The organism is Nocardioides sp. AX2bis, assembly GCF_902506435.1.
GTDB lineage: Bacteria > Actinomycetota > Actinomycetes > Propionibacteriales > Nocardioidaceae > Nocardioides.
In genome coordinates, this window is the sequence record NZ_LR733215.1 from 2661021 (window position 1) to 2678409 (window position 17389).

The following is a 17389-nucleotide window of genomic DNA, read 5'->3' on the forward strand; positions in this document are numbered from 1 at the left end:
ACCCGGGCGAGGGGTGACACTGTGCCCCGGCGGCGGCGCTCGGGACACGACCAGAGGGAGAGCACGGCATGGGGACGTACGGGACCGGTTCGGACGAGGCGGCGCGCGGGGAGCGCACCCGTGGTTGACACCAGCGGGTGGGCCGGGCTGCCCGACGTCGAGATGGACGAGGGGGCCGCGAACCTGCTGGCCGCGGGCTGCGAGGACGCCGCCCGCCTCCTGCGCGAACAGGCGAGCACCCGGCGGTCGTTGACAACCGACGCGCTGCAGGACTTCGAGGGCCGCTTCTCGCGGATCTTCGAGCAGAACCAGGGCACGGCGGACAGCGACAGCGAGGAGATCGCGGTCGCGCTGAGGGACGTCGCCACCCAGATCCGGCACCTCGTCTCGATCGTGCCCGACGAGAACGCCCGCCGACGCGCCGCCCGGGAGTGGGCCGAGCGTCGCGCCGAGGACAAGAGCAAGCTCTCCGCCGGGGACCTCCTCGGCGACGAGGACCCGCCGGAGGGCCCGACATCACCTCCCGCCCCGCAGGTGATGTCGGCCTCGGCGACGACCCGCGAGAACCCCCCGCTCGGAGCCGGCGGGGACAGCGCGGGCACATCCTCCGCCCGCCCCGCCGAGCTGCGCGGCTTCGTGACCGGCGTCGAGGGCAGGATCCAGGAGCTGGACGGTAGGCCAGGGAGGCTGGAGGGGCTCAACAGCGCCTTCACCACCGGGTTCGACTGGGGCACGGGTGAGCCCTCCGGCGTCGACGGGGCCTCGGTCTACGCGGCCCTACGCACCTTCAGCCAGCTCAACCGGCAGGACAAGCTGTGGGTCAACACCCTCGCCGAGGCGTTTGAGCAGGCCGGCGGCCAGGCCCCGGGCGGGATGGTCAGCCTGTCCAACGCCGCGCTCGCTGCGTCCCTGCGCGCCGCCGGGGTCAGCGTGTCGCGGCTCGACATCGCACCGACCTCCCCCCGGCTCTACGGCATCACCCCGACCACGGGCTACGCCGACGACCCCGTCAACGCCGCCACCGGCAACTTCGTCGAGCCGGAGACCGATCTCGCCTTCTCCGGGGGCTGCGGCGCCCTGGTGCTGACGCGGATGTACAACTCCTTCCACCGCGCGGCGGGTGCCTTCGGCCCCGGCTGGTCGAGCTGGACCGAGACCCGGCTCGACCTCGACGACGAGGCCGCCCACCTGACGCTGCCGGACGGACGGGTCGTCGTCTTCCCGCGCCTCGGCGAGGGCTGGGACCGCGCCACCGGCGAGTCGATGTGGCTCGAGCGCGACGCCGCCGCCGACGAGCTGCGCGCCACCGACAACGGCGGCGGTACGTGGCGCTTCAGCCGCGCCGGCACGCCTCTCTCGCAGGACCGGGGCGAGGGCACGATGGTGGGCTTCGTCCATGAGGACGGTCGCCTGGTCCGGCTCGAGCACGAGCGCGGCCGCCACGTCGTCCTCACCTGGGACGGCGACCGCGTCGTCGCCGCTGCCGCCTCCGACGGACGACGGGTCGACTACGCCTACGACGAGGGCCGGCTGGTCGCCGCGACCGGCGCCCTGGGAACCCGCACCTACCGGTGGGACGAGGCCGGTCTCGTCGAGGCGGTCATCGACGCGGACGGCGTGGTCGAGGTGGAGAACGTCTACGACGAGCAGGCGCGGGTGACCGCCCAACGTTCCCCGCACGGGCGCACCAGTCGCTACTCCTACCTGCCGGGCCACGTGACGCAGGTCGCCGACCCTGACGGGACCCGGTCCAACACGTGGATCCACGACAGCCGCGGACGCCTGATCGGCCTGGTCGACTCCGACGGCCACCGGCAGTCGACGAGCTACGACCAGCACGGCAACGCGGTGCTGCTCACCGCGCGGGACGGCTCGGTGACCGTCCGCGAGCACGACCAGCGCGGCCGTACGGTGCGCGAGGTCAGCCCCGCGGGTGCCGACCTGCGCTTCGAGCACGACGACCTCGACCGCCTGGTCCGCGTGCTGACCGCCGACGACGCCGAGACGCGTCTCTCCTACGTCGGCTCGTCCCGCAACCCCTCGCTGCTGATCGACCCCGAGGGTGGACACACCCGCTTCGAGTGGGAGCGCGGACTACTCGTGCGGGTGGTCGACCCCACCGGGGTGCCTGTCCTGCTCGAGCACGACGTGCACGGCGACCTCGTCGCCACCAGCAACGCCCTGGGCGACACCGCGCGGATCGAGCGCGACGCGGCCGGCCGGGTGACGGCGGCCGTCACCCCGTCCGGCCACCGGACCACCTACCTCCACGGCCCGGCCGGGGTGACGGAGCGCCGGGACCCCGACGGCGCGGTGTGGCTCTTCGAGTACACCGCCGGCGGCCGTCTCGCGACGGTCGTCGACCCCACGGGCGGCCGCGCCGTGGTCGAGCACGGGGACGACGGGGACGAGCGTCGCCGCGTCGACGCGCTCGGCCGGTCGGTGCAGCAGCAGCGCGACGACCTCGGCAACCTGGCCTCGGTCGAGCTGCCCGACGGCAGCCGTTGGCACTTCACCCACGACGCCCTCTCCCGGCTCGTCTCGACGACGACGCCGGACGGTCAGACCTGGACGCGCCGCTACGACGCGGTCGGCAACCTGGCCGAGACCGTGGCCCCCACCGGGGACCGGGTCACCGTCTCCACCGACACCGCCCGCGGGACGGTCGTCGCGCAGGACGGCACCGCGGAGGTCATCCACCGCTTCGACGCCCTCGGCCGCCAGCTGGGCGTGCAGCAGTCCGACGGCTCCGCGGCCGTCGCCACCTATGACCGCTGCGGCCGCGTCGTGGAGCAGCTGGACGTCGAGGGCGGGCTGACCCGAATCGACCGCGACGCCGGTGGACGCGCGGTGTCGGTCACCTCCCCCACGGGCGAGGTGACCCGGTTCGAGCACGACGCGTGCGGACGTCGCAGCGCGGTCGTGGACCCGCTCGGTGCCCGCACCGAGATCGGCTACGACGCCGACAGCCGCCCGGTCCGCGTCGTCCTCCCCACCGGGGAGGTCGGCTGGACGCGCTTCGACGAGTGCGGGAGGCCCGTCGCCGGGTTCCGTCCGGGCCAGGGCCTCGTACGTCACGCCTACGACGCGGCCGGACGGATCGTCGAGACGCAGGACAGCGCCTCCGGGCTCCGCCGGTTCACCTACGATGCGGTCGGTCAGCTGGCGTCCGCGACCAACGGCAACGGCGGCGTCACCCGCTACGACCACGACGTCCGGGGCCGGATGGTCGCGGTCACCGACCCGATGGGTGGCGTCACCCGTCGGGCGTTCGACGCGATGGATCGCTGCGTCGCGGAGACCGACTCGCTGGGAAGGACCACCCGGGCCGGGTACGACGCCGCCGGTCGCCAGGCCTGGCAGGAGGACGCGCGCGGCCGTCGGACCGAGTGGTCCTACGACTCGGCCGGGCGGGTCTCCTCGGTCAGTCTGGACGGTCGCCCGCTGGCACGGATCAGCAGGGACGTCCACGGCCGCTCGCTGACCCTCACGGACACCACCCGCCCCGACGGCCGCCCGGTCGTGCACGAGGCCGAGTGGAACCGGCGCGGCCAGCTCGTGCGCCGCTCCCGGGACGGCCAGACCATGCGCTGGAGCCACGACGCGTCGGGACGGCGCGAGTCGATGACCCTGCCCGACGGTCGCCAGGTCACCTACTCCTACGACGCGGCCGGCCGGCTGGCCGCGGTGGACCACCCGCTCCTGGGGAGGGCCACGATGGAGCGGGACGCGACCGGCCGGGTCACCGGAGCGACGGCGGGCGAGCTCCGCCAGAGCTGGACCTACGCCGACGGTTTCCTCGCCTCCCACCGCACGGCCGATGGCCGGGGCGCGACCCGCACCACCGTGCAGCGCGACGACGAGGGCCGGATCCTCAGCCTCGACCGCGACGGTGAGGTGACCTCGTTCGACTACGACGCCGCCCACCAGGTGGTCGAGTCGCGCACCGGTGGTGACGCCGTCCACTGGCGCTACGACCCCTCGGGCCGGATCACGAGCGAGTCCACCCCCCAGGGTCGGCGCGACTTCGCCTACGACGCCGGCAGCCAGCTGCTGGCCGTCGAGGGACCGGAAGGCACCACCCGGCACGCCTACGACGAGCTCGGGCGCCGCACCCGTACGACCTGGGCCGACGGCCGCACCCGGGACCTGACATGGTCCCCCACCGGGTGGCTCGCCACGATCGTGGACGAGAGCGGTGGTGAGCGGGTCCGCACCGAGCTGCACGTGGACGCCTCCGCCGAGCTGGCCTCGATCGACGGGACGTCGGTCCTCTGGGACACGGCGGTCGGCTACGCTCCCCCGCTGGCCCAGCTCGGCGACGTCCCGGTCCTGGCCCTGGGTGCGGTCACCGCGGTCGGCCAGGACTGGCTCTCCCCGGGCTGGCGCGGGTCCAGGGCCGACGGTGAGGACGTGTGGAGCGTGCTCGGCGGCACCGCGGGTGCCGGACCCGGCCTGCCGGGCGGCGTGGGGATCAGCCCCGCCGGCCAGCTGACGATCGGGGACCTGGAGTGGTTGGGCGCGAGGGTCTACGACGCCGCCGGCCGCGGCTTCCTCGCCGCCGATCCCCTCGACCCGGTCACGGGAGCCGGGTGGTCGGGCAATCCCTATGCCTACGCCGGGAACGACCCCCTGCACGCGCTGGACCCGACCGGGCTGAAGCCTGTCTCCGAGGCCGACCTGCAGGCTGCGAACATGTCGTGGGCCGAGGCCGCCTGGGACGGCACGAAGCAGTGGGCCAAGGACAACACCGACTACCTCATCGGGGCGGGGATAGCGGCCCTCGGCGTCGCGGCGCTCTTCATCCCGGTCGTGGGTCCCGCTGTCGGCGGCGCCCTCATCTCCGCCGGTGCGGACGTGATCATGCAGCGGGCGGAGGCGGGCAGGGACGGCCAGATCAACGTCGGCCAGGTTCTCGTCGCCGGGGCTGCCGGGCTGGTGGGTGGTGGCGCTGGGTCGGTGATCAAGGCCTCCAGCATGGGTGTCGCCCGCAAGGTCGTGACGAACATCGCCGTCGAGACCGGTGTCGGGGCCGCGTCGGGTTTCGGGACCTACGCGGTGGACGAGGACCGCAAGGGGTGGGACTGGGGCGACGCGGGTGTCAAGACCCTGCAGGGCGGCGGCGGCGGGCTGATCGGCGGCAGCCAGACCGCGAAGTTCAACCCGCTGAGCGACGCCGCTGGATCAGCCGCTGCGAGGCGCCTCGGCGCCGTGGCACCCGAGGTGGGCGAGGACGCCGTACGGCTCACGACGGAGCAGGTCCTGGCCAGGCACGCGGCGGAGCTCGGTGTGAACGTGGTGAAGAACGCCGAGACCGAGCTCCTCAAGCAGACGCTGACCACGGGCGAGCTCGATCCCCAGAAGTTCCGCAACAGCATGCTGCAGAGCACCGGGACCGGCGCACTGGGCGCCGTGAAGCCGGGCGCGGCCACCATCGAGGCACCGACGCAGTGACGTCGTGGGACGGGTCCCCGACCCGCCGGGCCTACTGCTCGGTGGGTTGGGGGTCGTCGGTGCAGGTTAGGACACCGTCGTCCTCCGAGCAGTCGTCGCGCGTCGTGCCGTCGATCACGATCCGGTAGTTACGACCACCGCTCCCGTCCGGGTAGCCCGTGATGTCGATCTGCTCCTCGTAGCGGGCGTTGAGCTCGACCCGCCGGTCCTGCACGCTGTCGCCGAGCTGCGCGAACCAGACGACGGCGGCGATGATCAGCGGCACGGCGACGACGAGCACCAGCGGCCAGAACCACCAGGGCTTCTTCGTGGAACCCCACCGCTGAAGTGCTGTCTGCTGCTGCTCTGCCATGTGCCCCCCACTCGCTGGTCGCCGTTCCGCCGGGCACATGTAACCATGCGGCACCGGCGGCCGCAGCCGGACAGTCGTCGAGCACGCAGGACGAGACGACGGCGGCACGACGAGCCCCGCACGGACCACCCGCGCGGTGTGGTGCCGGATGGGCGAAGTGGCGTCCACAGGGCTGCCTCCGCTGCTAGCGTCCGCCGCATGAATACTCGGATCAGGTTGACCGCTGCGGCAGGTGTCGCGGTGCTGGCGATGGCTCTCGGAGGGTGCTCCGACGACGCGCCCGCCGCCTCGGAGGGTGGGTACACCGGCCCCCCGCCGTGCTCGGACTACGCGAACGGCGAGGTGATCGACGAGGAGCTGTCCCTGAACGGGTGCGAGGGCGAAGGCGTCTCGGTCAACGAGTCCACCAGCTGCGACGGTCACAAGCTGCTCGCCGTGGGCCCCGTCTACGGGTTCGAGGGCAAGCCGGCCAACTACCTCGCCGAGGGTGAGGACGCCACGACGTCGCCCGAGTGGGAGCAGTTCAAGGCGGACTGCCCGTACGACACGGAGTAGCCGACCACGAACGACGAAGGGGCCCGGGTCGCAGTGACCCGGGCCCCTTCGTGGTGCTGTACCCCCGACCGGATTCGAACCGGCGCTACCGCCGTGAGAGGGCGGCGTGCTAGGCCGCTACACAACGGGGGCCTGGCGTGCTCATGTGGTGCGTCCGACCGTCCTGGCTTGGACGACCGAGAGAACTTTAGCGAACCTCGTCCCTCCCGACAAAACCGGGTCTCACCTGGGGCGACGCTGTCGATCTCGCTGGGGTACCTGGACTCGAACCAAGACTAACTGAACCAGAATCAGTCGTGCTGCCAATTACACCATACCCCACCGGAACGCAAGTCTTACCTGGTCCGACCTCGCGGTCGACCCCGGCCTTGCGAGCCGTCGGGAACCTTACACGCGGGGTCCGGTCCCCTCAAAAACGGGCCCCCGCTCGGCGCCCTGGGGCGCCCCGCCGGCCCGCGCGAACGGCGCGCCGGGGGCCGTACGGGTGGCCACGCCGGTGGCGCGGGCGACCCAGATCGCCAGCGCGGTGTAGGTGACCGACTGCGTCAGGGTGACCGGGATGCTCCACCAGGTGCCGCCGGTCGGGTTGAGCGCGGAGCTCATGTCGCCGAAGGCCAGCGCCAGGCCGAAGGCCAGGAAGTTGTTGAGCACGTGCATCGCGATCGCGGCCTCCAGACCGCCGGTGGCGATGGTGAGCACGCCGGCCACCAGGCCGAAGGCGAACCGGTCGAAGAAGATCGGCGCGTCCTGGGCGCCGTGGGCCAGCGCGAAGAGCAGCGAGGGCACGAGCACGGCCACCACGACCGCCACCCGCGGGTTGGCGAAGACCCCGCCGAGCGCCTGGGTGAGGTAGCCACGGAAGAGGTACTCCTCCCCCGCCGCCTGCAGCGGGGTCAGCAGCAGCACCACCAGCACGAAGTCGCGCGTGGTCGAGGTGAAGGAGTTGAGGTCCGTCGAGACGGTCGCGCCGTCGGCCTGCGCCGGGAGCAGCGCGGACACGACGAGGGTCGCGACCAGTGCGGCCACCGACAGGCCCAGGCTGATCGCGAACCAGCCCCACCTGATCCGCGGGCGCACCGAGCTCAGCCACCCCGGGCGCAGGCCGTGGAGGACCCGTGTCACGAACCAGACCACGGGGATGATCGCGGCCAGGCTGAGGTTGAGGTACGCCAGGCCCGCCGGCGTGACGTCGGTGGTGTCGACCAGGCTCAGCGTCCGGTCGGCGACGTCGCCGCCGGTGAGCAGGAAGTACGCCACGAAGACGAGCAGCACCACGAGCGGCATCAGCAGGAGCATCCCCAGCACCGCGAGCAGCACCCCGACCAGTGCGCGCCACCAGCCGTGCCGGCCGTAGGACCCGATCCGGTGTATCCGGTGGTAGGGCACCTCGCTGGGCCGCTGCTCCGGGGCGGCGGGCGCACCCATCGGGCGACCACCGTACGGGTTCGCGGTGGCGTAGGGCGCGGCGTACGGGCCGGCCTGCGGGTCGGTGCCGTAGGCGTACGGGTGGGGCGNCGCGGGTTGGCGAAGACCCCGCCGAGCGCCTGGGTGAGGTAGCCACGGAAGAGGTACTCCTCCCCCGCCGCCTGCAGCGGGGTCAGCAGCAGCACCACCAGCACGAAGTCGCGCGTGGTCGAGGTGAAGGAGTTGAGGTCCGTCGAGACGGTCGCGCCGTCGGCCTGCGCCGGGAGCAGCGCGGACACGACGAGGGTCGCGACCGAGGAGCTCGAGGCTCTCGAAGAGCGGCGGGGAGACCCGGCGGCCGGTGACCGCGACGCGTACGGGTCCGAAGGCCACCCGCGGCTTGAGCCCGCGCTCCTCGACCAGGGTGCGCTGCAGGGCGTCCTGGATCGCGGCGGTCGACCACTCGTCGAGGGCGGCCAGGGCGTCGTGGGAGGCTCGGACGACGTCGGTGCCCGTCTCGTCGAGGAGCTTGGCGGCGTCCTTCTCGTCGAGGACGAAGTCGGCCTCGTCGACGAAGAGGAAGTCGAGCATCGCGACGGCGTCACCGAGGGTGTTGATCCGCTCGGCGACCAGCGGCATCGCCAGCTCCAGCAGCTGCCCGTCGGCCGACGACAGCGGCTCCGAGACGACGCCGGCACGCTGCAGGAACGGCACCACCAGGTGCGTCATCTCCTCCACCGGGACCGTGCGCATGTGGGCGGCGTTGATCGCCTCGAGCTTCTTGAGGTCGAAGCGGGCGGGGTTGGGGTTCACCCGGGTGATGTCGAAGGCCTCGACCATCTCCTCCATCGTGAAGACGTCGCGGTCCGCGGCGATGCCCCAGCCGAGCAGCGCCAGGTAGTTGAGCACCCCGGCCGGCAGGAACCCGCGGTCGAGGTACTCGGTGAGCCCGGACCCGGCGTCGCGCTTGGAGAGCCGCTTGTTGCCCTCCCCCATCACGATCGGCAGGTGGCCGTAGCGGGGCACGCCGCTGCCGAGGCCGAGCTCGACCAGCGCCTCGTGCAGCGCGATCTGGCGCGGGGTGCTGGAGAGCAGGTCCTCGCCGCGCAGCACGTGGGTGATCCCCATCAGCGCGTCGTCGAGCGGGTTGACCAGGGTGTAGAGCGGGTCGCCGTTGGCACGGACCAGCGCGAAGTCGGGCACGTTCTCGGGCAGGAAGGTGATCTCCCCGCGCACGAGGTCGTCGAAGACGATCGGGGCGTCGGGCATCCGCAGCCGCAGCGTGGGGCGCCGGCCCTCGGACTCGAAGGCGGCGCGCGCGTCCGCGCCGAGGTCGCGGCAGAAGCCGTCGTACCCCTGGATCTTGGAGCCGGAGGCCTTGCGGCGCGCGTCGACCTCCTCCGTGGTGCAGAAGCAGTCGTAGGCCTTGCCGCTCTCGCGCAGCCGGGCCGCGGCGTCGTCGTAGACCTCGCGGCGCTCGGACTGGCGGTACGGCCCGTGGTCGCCGCCGACCTCCGGGCCCTCGTCCCAGTCCAGGCCGAGCCAGCGCAGCGAGCCGAGGATGGAGTCGTAGCCCTCCTCGGTGTTGCGGGCGGTGTCGGTGTCCTCGATGCGGAGCACCAGCGTGCCGCCGTAGTGGCGGGCGAAGGCCCAGTTGAAGAGCGCGCTGCGCACGTTGCCGACGTGGATGAACCCGGTCGGCGACGGGGGGAACCGGACGCGTACCTGCTCGGGGGCGAGGTCGCCGAGGACGCGGTCGGGGGTGCTGGGGCTGGCGCTCATCGGCGGACCACCTTGTTCGTCAGGGTGCCGAGGCCCTCGATGGACACCTCGACCTCGTCGCCGACCTCCATCGGGCCGACGCCCTCGGGGGTGCCGGTCAGGATGACGTCGCCGGGCAGCAGCGTCATCGCCGCGGAGACGTGCGCCACGAGTGCGGGCACGTCGAAGATCATGTCGGCCGTGGTGCCGTCCTGCTTCAGGTCGCCGTTGAGGTGCGTCTGGACCTTCAGCCCCTCGGTGAACCGGACGGGGTCGAGGTCGGTCTCGACCCACGGACCGAGCGGGCAGAACGAGTCCATCCCCTTGGCCCGCGCCCACTGGCCGTCGCTGCGCTGGAGGTCACGGGCGGTGACGTCGTTGGCGATGGTGTAGCCGTGGATGACGTCGGTGGCCTGCTCGGCGGGGATGTCTCGGCAGATCCGGCCGATCACGACCGCCAGCTCGCCCTCGTAGTGCAGGTCGCTGGTCTGGCGCGGGTAGTAGACCGGGTCGCCCGGGCCCACCACCGAGGTGTTCGGCTTGAGGAACATCAGCGGTTCCGCCGGCAGGTCGTGACCCAGCTCGGCGGCGTGGGCGGCGTAGTTGCGCCCGATGCCGACCACCTTGCTCCGCGGCAGGACCGGCGCCAGCAGGCGTACGTCCTCCAGGCGGTGCTCGGTGTCGAGCAGCTTGATCCCGACGTAGAGCGGGTCCCCGGCGAGGGCGACGACGACCGCGTCCTCCTCCGGCTGCCCGAACTCGTCGAGCTCGCCGGTGAGGACGCCGTAGGAGGGCTCGTCGCCCGTGGTGAATCTGACGATGCGCACGGCGCGACCCTAGCCGGGTCGGGCGGGGGCTAGCCTGCCGGTGTGGGCGAGCGGGTGCTGGACGAGACGACCTGGCGCGCCCGGGCCGCCGCGCACGAGGCACGGGTCGAGGCGTACGTCGGGCCGCACCTCGCCCGCCGCGACGCCGGCGTCAAGCACCCGGTGCACGACTTCCTCTTCGGCTACTACTCCCAGCGCCCCGGGCAGCTGCGGCGCTGGCACCCGGGGCACGGCACGACGCTCGCCGGCGGCGCCGCGTCCCACGGCGGGCTCAAGGGGTACGAGGTCACCGACGACGGCGGTGCGCGCGTCACCGACGACCACGTCGCGGGCCAGCGGGTCCTGCTGACCACGCTGCGGCGCCTCCTCGCGGCGACCGCGTCGCGCCCGGCGTCGTACGGGTGTTTCGGGCTGCACGAGTGGGCGATGGTCTACCGCCTCGCCGACGACGAGACGCGGCACGCGGACTGGCCGCTGCGGCTCGGCGGCGCAGGCACCGACACGGTCGTCGAGCAGCACCGGATCACGTGCACGCACTTCGACGCGTTCCGCTTCTTCACCCCGCCCGCGCGCGGCCTCAACACGCTGTCGCCGACCGCCGACGACCGCCCGGCCTTCGAGCAGCCGGGGTGCCTGCACGCCGGGATGGACCTCTACAAGCACGCCTTCCGGCTCAGCCCGATAATCTGCTCCGACCTGGTCGCCGACTGCTTCGAGCTGGCCTGGGACGTGCGGCAGCTCGACATGCGCGCCGCGCCCTACGACCTCGCCGACCTCGGCTTCGAACCGGTGCGGATCGAGACCGCCGCCGGCAAGCGCGAGTACGCCGCCGCGCAGGCGGAGCTCGCCGAACTCGCGGCGCCCCTGCGCGCCCGCCTGGTCGCCGAGTGCGACCGCCTCCTCGCCTCCTGACCCCACCCGCCGAGATGACGCTCGCGGACAGCCGAGGTGACGCTCGCGGCGCGTCGAGGTGACGTTTCCGGACAGGGCGATGGTCGATGTGTGGATCGCGTCTACCTGGTGCATGCGATCCGCACATCGACACCGTGGTCGAGGAGCGAGCGCGCCACAGTGGTCGAGCAGTGAGCGAGCGTCACGAGACCAGACCCCGCCCCGGTGGTCGAGGAGCGAGCGAAGCGAGCGTCACGAGACCACGCCCGCCGAACAGTTCGGCCTATGTCCGTCGGTGGAAGGTGACCTTGTTGTCGGCGTGGATCGTCATCTCATAGGCCGGGTCGTGGGCCCGGGCGTGGTGGTTCGGGCACAACAGCCGCCCGTCCTTCAGGTCCGTCTTGCCGCCCTTCGAGACCCAGGTGTCGTGGTGGAAGTGGCACAGGTACGCCGGCCAGTCACAGCCTCGGGCGGTGCAGGTCTTGTCGCGCAGCGCGATCGCGATCCGCTGCGGAGTCGAGAACAACCGCTTGCCGTCGCCGAGGTCGAGGATCTCCCCGTCACCACCGAGGACCACAGGGATGATCTCGGCCTCGCACGCCAGGCGACTGACCTGCGCGACCGTCATCTCCCCGCCGGTGTCGAGGGTGGCGGTACCGATGCCGTCCTGGAGGTCCTTGAGGAACGTCGCGATCACGACCGTCGCCGACGTCCCGCCGACCTTTGGTGCGCTCGTGCGGGGATAGTTCTCGATCAGCTCGCAGAACGCCTCACCGAGCTTCTGCGCCGACGGGCGACCCTTGACCCATTCCCGCTTCTCGCCCTCGGCATCACTTGTGCAGTTGACGTGGCCGGGGGCCGCAAACCCGTGGAGGAGCTTCTGCAGCATCTTGCCCTGGACCTCAGGGATGGTGAACCGGCCGTGGGCGGAGCCGTGGCCGTCGAAGGACAGCGTCGGCCGCCGCTTCTGCGCGGCCCTCGCCTCGGCTGCTTCGAGCCTCTTGCGGTCGATCTCCTCGCCGACCTCGGGTGCGATCAACGTCAGGATGTGCGCGCCGAGCTGCCGCAGCTCGGTGGGGTCGAAGTTCGCGGCGTAGGCGACCAACGCCTCCTCGGCCTGGGCCAGGAGGGCGGCGTCGAGGTCCTCGGGGAGGTCCTCCAACGCGTTCACCACGACCCGGACCTGGTCGGCGTTCATGGACCCGTTCGCCAGGGCGTCACGCACGCGGTGCCACCTCGTCTGGAGCGCGGTCGCCAACCTGACCTGGGCGGCGGACACGTTCTTCGGTGACCGGGTCGCATTCGCGGCCCAGACCCCGGTCGAGGTGCAGCCGGTGTCAGCACCGACGGCGACTTTTTCGGCGTGGGCGAGGACGGCGTACTCGTAGGCCGCGAGGCGGGACTTCAGCTCGGCCAGGGCCACGATCGTCTGGCGGGTGGTGGCGGCGTCCAACGCGAACAACGGCCGCTCCGCCAACGCCGTCACCGAGGCCGACAATGCGCGGACAGCACAGGGCACGGGGTGCCCGGTGGTGGTGTCCTCGGTGGTGGCCATGGATCAATCCAAGCACTCGCCGCCGACAGCCCTGGCCTGTTTCCACAGCTCAGAGGCGGTTATGCACAACCAGCGCGTCTACATTCGATCAAACGTTCAGTAATATCCTCTGGGGGTCTCGTGACGCTCGCTTCGCTCGCTCCTCGACCACCTGCGGGCGGGGGTCTCGTGACCCTCGCCGCGCTCGCTTCTCGCCTCCCGCAGCGGCGCTCGACGCTCGCGCATCGGCAGCACCGCACCCGCGCGGAGCGCGGTGAAAGATCCCCCTCGCGGAGCGAGGAGGTCGCACTGATGCACGACCGGCCGCTGCCCGAGCCGGTGGAACGGGCGCGGGCCGACGTGGGTCCCGACCTGGGCGCCCTGTCGCTGCACACCGACGCGGTGGACGGCGTGCTGCGCCACCTCGCGGCGCTGCTGCACACCGAGGGCGTCGTGGACCAGGACGACTTCTGGGCCGAGGTGGCCGCGTGCCTGGACCGGCACGCCGCCGACCACCCGGAGCTCGCCGCGGCCGCGGCGGCCTACGACCTGCGGCGCGACAGCTTCCGCCACTCCTGCCTGAACCGGCTCCAGCTGCGCGACCACCGGGAGATGGTCGACCTGGGCGACCAGGCGTCGTCGCTGATGTGGGCCGGGGAGCTGGAGAACCCGTTCGGGCGCTCGCGGGTGGCGGCCGCACCGCCCGCTGTCCGCGCCGGTGGTGTCCGTTCCGGTGGTGTCGGGTCCGCCGTCTAGCCCGCCGGTCACGAGCGAGCCGCGGGAGCACGTCGAGCAGACCTGGCGCGGCGCGGACCGGGACGCCACCGACCTCGCCGATGTCCGGTTCGTCCGCTACGCGGCTGCACCCTCTTCGACGCCACCTCCGAGGGCTGCAGGCTGACCGGCACGGCGTTCGAGCCCCGCACGACCCGGCCGTGGCGGGTGCTCGGCCGGCGGCGCGGGGTGTCGCCCGCGGGGCCGACCTGGCCCGGCCGACATGCGGGCGCGGTCCTGCTGGCCGAGGCGTCAGGGGCGGTCGTCGACCTCGCCCCGGACGGGGGTGCCGGGGCGGCCGACCGACGCGCGGAGCGCGATGCCGTCGACCACGAGCCCGAGCCCGACGCCGAAGTCGGAGCCCGGGCGCGGGGCGTCGGCGATCGCCCCGGCGGCGCCGGCCTGCAGGTGGGTCTGCTCGTCCAAGGTGTGGCCGAGCACGAAGTGGAGCACGGTCCGGGCGGCCGTCGGCGCTAGGCCGTCGGGCAGCCCGGCGTCGTCCAGGACGGTGAGCAGGTCGGCGTACGGCTGGTCGGCGCCGAGCCCGAACGCGACGACGGTGGAGACGAGCTCGGCGGCGTCCCGGTAGGCCAGCAGCGCCTCCCGCAACCCGCCGCAGACGTCGGTCAGGCGGGCCGGCCACGTCGCGGCCGGGCCGACCACCTCGGCGCGCGGCCCGCGGCGCAGGACCTCGTCGGCGACCGCGGCCAGCAGCACCTGCTTGCTCGGCACGTGGTGGTAGAGCGCGGAGGGCCGGACGTCGAGCTCGGCGGCGAGCCGCCGCATGGTCAGGTCGGCCAGGCCGTGGGCGTCGAGGACGGCCAGCGCCGTGCGTACGACGTCCTCGCGGCGGTGCGCCACGTCCTCCCCCTCACGTTGACCCGGTGGTGCGCACCACCCTAACCTGAACACCGTTCAGTTCCGGGTCGTACGACCCCGTCAGGATCCTGAGGACCACGATGACCAGCACCGACCAGCAGCCCACCAGGCCCCGGACGCGCCGCCTCGACACCACCGACCTCGCGCTCGTGGCCGGCTTCGCCGCCCTCGTCGTGGTGTGCTCGGCGCTCCCCGCGATCAACGTCACCGGGATCGTGCCGATCACGCTGCAGACCTTCGGCGTGCTCCTGGCCGGCGCCGTGCTGGGACCGGTGCGCGGCTTCCTAGCCGTCCTGCTCTACCTCGCGCTCGGCGCCGCCGGCCTGCCGGTCTTCTCCGGCGGAGCCGCCGGCCTCGGCGTGCTGGCCGGGCCGACCGCGGGCTACCTGATCGGCTTCCCGCTGGCCGCCGCGCTGACCGGGCTGCTCGTCGCCCGGCTCCCCCGCGGCGCCGCGGCCCGCAACGTCCCGCTGGTCTTTCTCTGCGGCCTGGTCGGCAGCGCGGTGTTCATCCACACCCTCGGCATGGCCGGTCTCGTGCTGCGCGCCGACCTGACCTGGGCGCAGGCCTTCGACGTCGACAAGGTCTTCTGGATCGGCGACGTGGTCAAGAACGTCGCGATGGCCCTGGTCGCCACGTCGGTGCACCGCGCGTTCCCCGACCTGCTGCACCGCCGGCGCGCGGCCTGAGCACCGCGCGCAGCCGGGCCGACCTCGAGGACGTCACCGTCCGGGTCCCGCTGGCCGACGGCGACCTCCAGGTCCTGCACCCGACCTCGCTCGCCCTGTCCGAGCGCCGGATCGCCCTCGTCGGCCCCAACGGCTCCGGCAAGTCGACCCTGGCGCGGCTGCTGAACGGCCTGGTCACCGCCTCGACCGGGCGGGTGCTGGTCGACGGTCTCGACGTGGCGCGCCACGGCCGCGAGGTCCGTCGTCGGGTCGGGTTCGTCTTCACCGACCCCGCCGCCCAGCTCGTGATGCCGACCGCCGTCGAGGACGTCGCCCTCTCGCTGCGCCGCACCCACCGGGACAAGGACGTACGCCGGCGCGCCGCCCTCCAGGTGCTGGCCGACGCCGGCCTCGACGGCCTGGGCGACCGCAGCGTGCACGGGCTCTCCGGCGGCCAGCGGCAGCTGCTGGCCCTGGCCGGGGTGCTCGCCACGGACCCGTCGCTGCTGGTCGCCGACGAGCCCACCACCCTGCTCGACCTCGGCAACAGCCGCCGGGTCGGCGACCTCCTGCTGGGCCTGCCGCAGCAGCTGGTCCTGGTCACGCACGACCTGGAGCTGGCCGCCCGCTGCGACCGGGCGCTGCTGGTCACCGACGGACGGGTCGTGGCCGACGGCGCGGCCCGCGAGGTCGTCGAGCACTACCGGCGCGTCGCGTGAGCCTGCTGCTCGGGATGCACCGTCCCGGCACCACCTGGCTGCACCGGCTCCCGGCCGGCGCCAAGCTGCTGGGGCTGGTCGTGCTGGGCCTCGTCGTGGTGCTGGTGCGCGGACCGGTGAGCGCCGTCGTCGCGCTGGTGGTGGCGGTCGGCCTGGGGGCGTACGCCGGTCTCACCGCCCGGGAGGGCCTGCGGACCCTGCGCGGGCTGCTCCTGGTCGCCGTCCTGCTGGGCGGGTTCCAGGTGTGGAACAACGGGTGGGCGCGCGCGGTCGAGTCCGTCGGGGACCTGCTCGCCCTGGTCGTGCTGGCCACCGTGCTCACCCTCACGACGCCCGTCGACGAGGTGCTCGACGCCCTCGTCCGCGCCCTGGGGCCGCTGCGCGGACTCGGCGTGGACCCCGACCGGGTGGCGCTGACCATCTCGCTGGCGCTGCGCGCGATCCCGACCACAGTGGCGATCGCCGAGGAGACCCGGGACGCGGCGGTCGCCCGCGGGCTGGAGCGCAGCCCGCGCGCCCGGCTGGTGCCCCTCGTCGTCCGCGTCGTCTCGCACGCCCGCGCCACCGGCGACGCCCTGCACGCCCGCGGGGTGGGCGACGACTGAGCCCGGCGGCCCGTCCTCGTAGGGTCGTGGCACGTGACGGGGGTCTTCGCAGGGTTCGCCACCATCGGCGTCGTCGTCGGGGTCGGGATCCTGCTGGGCCACCTGCGCCTGGTCGACCAGTCCGGCCAGCGCACCCTGTCCACCGTGGCGTTCTACGTCGCGAGTCCGGCCCTGCTCTTCACCACGCTGCAGGACAGCGACGTCCGCGCGCTCTTCTCGGGCAACCTGGTGGCCATCGCCGGCGCGATCGTGGTGACCGTGGTCCTCAACGTCTCGGTCCTGGCCGTACGACGCACCGACCTCGGCACCGGTGTCGTGGCGACCCTGTCGTCGTCCTACTGCAACGGTGGCAACCTCGGCCTGCCGATCGCCTTCTACGTGCTCGGCGACGCCGCCCTCGTGGTGCCGGTGCTGCTGATCCAGCTGCTCCTCCTGCAGCCGCTCGCGCTGACGCTGCTCGACGTCGCGGTCAGCCCGACCCGGCTGTCGGTCGGCCGCGTCCTGCTCCGCCCGCTGAAGAACCCCATCACCGTCGGCTCCGGGCTCGGCCTGGTCGTCGCGCTGACCGGCGTCGACGTCCCGTCGGTGGTCGCCGACCCCGTCGAGCTGCTCGGCGCGATGGCGGTGCCGGCGATGCTGGTGGCCTACGGCGTCGCGCTGCGGCTGGGTCCGCTCCCGGGGCGCGGGGTCCCGGCGTACGACCTCGGCCTCGCCGTCGGCCTCAAGCTGCTGGTCCAGCCCGCGGCGGCGTACGTGATCGGGAGCCTCCTCGGCCTCGACGACGGGGCGCTGCTGGCCGTCACCGTCCTGTCGGCACTGCCCACGGCGCAGAACGTCTTCGTGATCGCGCAGCGCTACGACCGGGCGGTGCTGCTCGCGCGCGACGCCATCTTCGTCAGCACCGTGGCGTGCGTCCCCGTCGTGATCGTCGTCGTCGCGCTCCTCGGCTGAGACCCCGCGGGGTCC

At 73.1% G+C, this 17389-nt stretch carries 13 protein-coding genes, 2 tRNA genes and 1 pseudogene; 8 read left to right on the forward strand and 8 right to left on the reverse strand.

Annotated elements, in window-relative coordinates:
- The first annotated feature begins 120 nt into the window (after positions 1 to 120).
- The gene (locus tag GV155_RS12730; RefSeq protein WP_160008468.1) at positions 121 to 5454 is read left to right on the forward strand and encodes a DUF6531 domain-containing protein; all 5334 of its coding nucleotides are present in this window, start codon (positions 121 to 123) and stop codon (positions 5452 to 5454) included.
- Between the two features lie 31 nt (positions 5455 to 5485).
- On the opposite strand, the gene GV155_RS12735 is transcribed toward GV155_RS12730, so the two are convergent.
- Entirely contained in the window at positions 5486 to 5806 is a 321-nt protein-coding gene (locus GV155_RS12735; protein WP_160008470.1) for a hypothetical protein, read from the reverse strand.
- Positions 5807 to 6004: 198 nt separating this feature from the next.
- Here GV155_RS12735 and GV155_RS12740 point away from each other — a divergent pair, with 198 nt between their 5' ends.
- On the forward strand, positions 6005 to 6361 hold the full coding sequence (locus GV155_RS12740) for a hypothetical protein (protein WP_160008472.1): 357 nt from the start codon (positions 6005 to 6007) through the stop codon (positions 6359 to 6361).
- Positions 6362 to 6420: 59 nt separating this feature from the next.
- Here GV155_RS12740 and GV155_RS12745 read toward each other — a convergent pair.
- The 5 genes and pseudogenes from GV155_RS12745 to GV155_RS12760 form a co-directional block, all read right to left on the reverse strand.
- Positions 6421 to 6493 (reverse strand) — tRNA-Glu (locus GV155_RS12745).
- Positions 6494 to 6610: 117 nt separating this feature from the next.
- Positions 6611 to 6682, reverse strand: a tRNA-Gln gene (locus GV155_RS12750).
- A gap of 66 nt (positions 6683 to 6748) precedes the next feature.
- The gene (locus GV155_RS20460) at positions 6749 to 7786 is read right to left on the reverse strand and encodes a CPBP family intramembrane glutamic endopeptidase (RefSeq protein ID WP_201300316.1); all 1038 of its coding nucleotides are present in this window, start codon (positions 7784 to 7786) and stop codon (positions 6749 to 6751) included.
- Between the two features lie 90 nt (positions 7787 to 7876).
- Positions 7877 to 9547: pseudogene (gene gltX, locus GV155_RS20465) on the reverse strand (glutamate--tRNA ligase); the annotation flags it as partial.
- Entirely contained in the window at positions 9544 to 10353 is an 810-nt protein-coding gene (locus GV155_RS12760) for a fumarylacetoacetate hydrolase family protein (RefSeq protein WP_160008476.1), read from the reverse strand. The pseudogene gltX and the gene GV155_RS12760, both read right to left, overlap by 4 nt.
- A 42-nt stretch (positions 10354 to 10395) precedes the next feature.
- On the opposite strand from GV155_RS12760, the gene GV155_RS12765 reads away from it, so the two are divergent.
- Positions 10396 to 11265 (forward strand): 3-methyladenine DNA glycosylase, encoded by an 870-nt coding sequence (locus tag GV155_RS12765; RefSeq protein WP_160008478.1) that lies wholly within the window; start codon positions 10396 to 10398, stop codon positions 11263 to 11265.
- Positions 11266 to 11527: 262 nt separating this feature from the next.
- Here the strand turns inward: GV155_RS12765 and GV155_RS12770 are convergent, their stop codons facing one another.
- Positions 11528 to 12799 (reverse strand): HNH endonuclease signature motif containing protein, encoded by a 1272-nt coding sequence (locus GV155_RS12770; protein WP_160008480.1) that lies wholly within the window; start codon positions 12797 to 12799, stop codon positions 11528 to 11530.
- A 291-nt stretch (positions 12800 to 13090) separates the two neighbouring features.
- Here GV155_RS12770 and GV155_RS12775 point away from each other — a divergent pair, with 291 nt between their 5' ends.
- Positions 13091 to 13534, forward strand: a complete 444-nt coding sequence (locus tag GV155_RS12775; protein ID WP_160008482.1) for an IucA/IucC family C-terminal-domain containing protein — start codon at positions 13091 to 13093, stop codon at positions 13532 to 13534.
- A gap of 270 nt (positions 13535 to 13804) precedes the next feature.
- Here the strand turns inward: GV155_RS12775 and GV155_RS12780 are convergent, their stop codons facing one another.
- Positions 13805 to 14413, reverse strand: coding sequence for a TetR/AcrR family transcriptional regulator C-terminal domain-containing protein (locus GV155_RS12780; protein WP_160008484.1), 609 nt, complete (start codon positions 14411 to 14413; stop codon positions 13805 to 13807).
- 98 nt (positions 14414 to 14511) lie between these two features.
- On the opposite strand from GV155_RS12780, the gene GV155_RS12785 reads away from it, so the two are divergent.
- From GV155_RS12785 to GV155_RS12800, 4 genes are all read left to right on the forward strand, one after another.
- Positions 14512 to 15120, forward strand: coding sequence for a biotin transporter BioY (locus GV155_RS12785; RefSeq protein WP_160008486.1), 609 nt, complete (start codon positions 14512 to 14514; stop codon positions 15118 to 15120).
- A 110-nt stretch (positions 15121 to 15230) separates the two neighbouring features.
- Entirely contained in the window at positions 15231 to 15818 is a 588-nt protein-coding gene (locus tag GV155_RS20995) for an energy-coupling factor ABC transporter ATP-binding protein (RefSeq protein ID WP_268892622.1), read from the forward strand.
- Complete coding sequence (locus tag GV155_RS12795) at positions 15815 to 16423, forward strand: energy-coupling factor transporter transmembrane component T (protein WP_236554301.1); 609 nt, start codon at positions 15815 to 15817, stop codon at positions 16421 to 16423. The genes GV155_RS20995 and GV155_RS12795 overlap by 4 nt, the downstream gene beginning before the upstream one ends.
- 33 nt (positions 16424 to 16456) lie before the next feature.
- Complete coding sequence (locus tag GV155_RS12800) at positions 16457 to 17374, forward strand: AEC family transporter (RefSeq protein ID WP_160008488.1); 918 nt, start codon at positions 16457 to 16459, stop codon at positions 17372 to 17374.
- Positions 17375 to 17389 lie beyond the last annotated feature (15 nt).

Coding starts and splice junctions, on each gene's coding strand:
- GV155_RS12775 (WP_160008482.1), top strand. CDS start 13,091: ATGCACGACCGGCCGCTGCCCGAGCCGGTGGAACGGGCGCGGGCCGAC.
- GV155_RS12785 (WP_160008486.1), top strand. CDS start 14,512: ATGACCAGCACCGACCAGCAGCCCACCAGGCCCCGGACGCGCCGCCTC.
- GV155_RS20460 (WP_201300316.1), bottom strand. CDS start 7,786: ATGGGTGCGCCCGCCGCCCCGGAGCAGCGGCCCAGCGAGGTGCCCTAC.
- GV155_RS12740 (WP_160008472.1), top strand. CDS start 6,005: ATGAATACTCGGATCAGGTTGACCGCTGCGGCAGGTGTCGCGGTGCTG.
- GV155_RS12735 (WP_160008470.1), bottom strand. CDS start 5,806: ATGGCAGAGCAGCAGCAGACAGCACTTCAGCGGTGGGGTTCCACGAAG.
- GV155_RS12770 (WP_160008480.1), bottom strand. CDS start 12,799: ATGGCCACCACCGAGGACACCACCACCGGGCACCCCGTGCCCTGTGCT.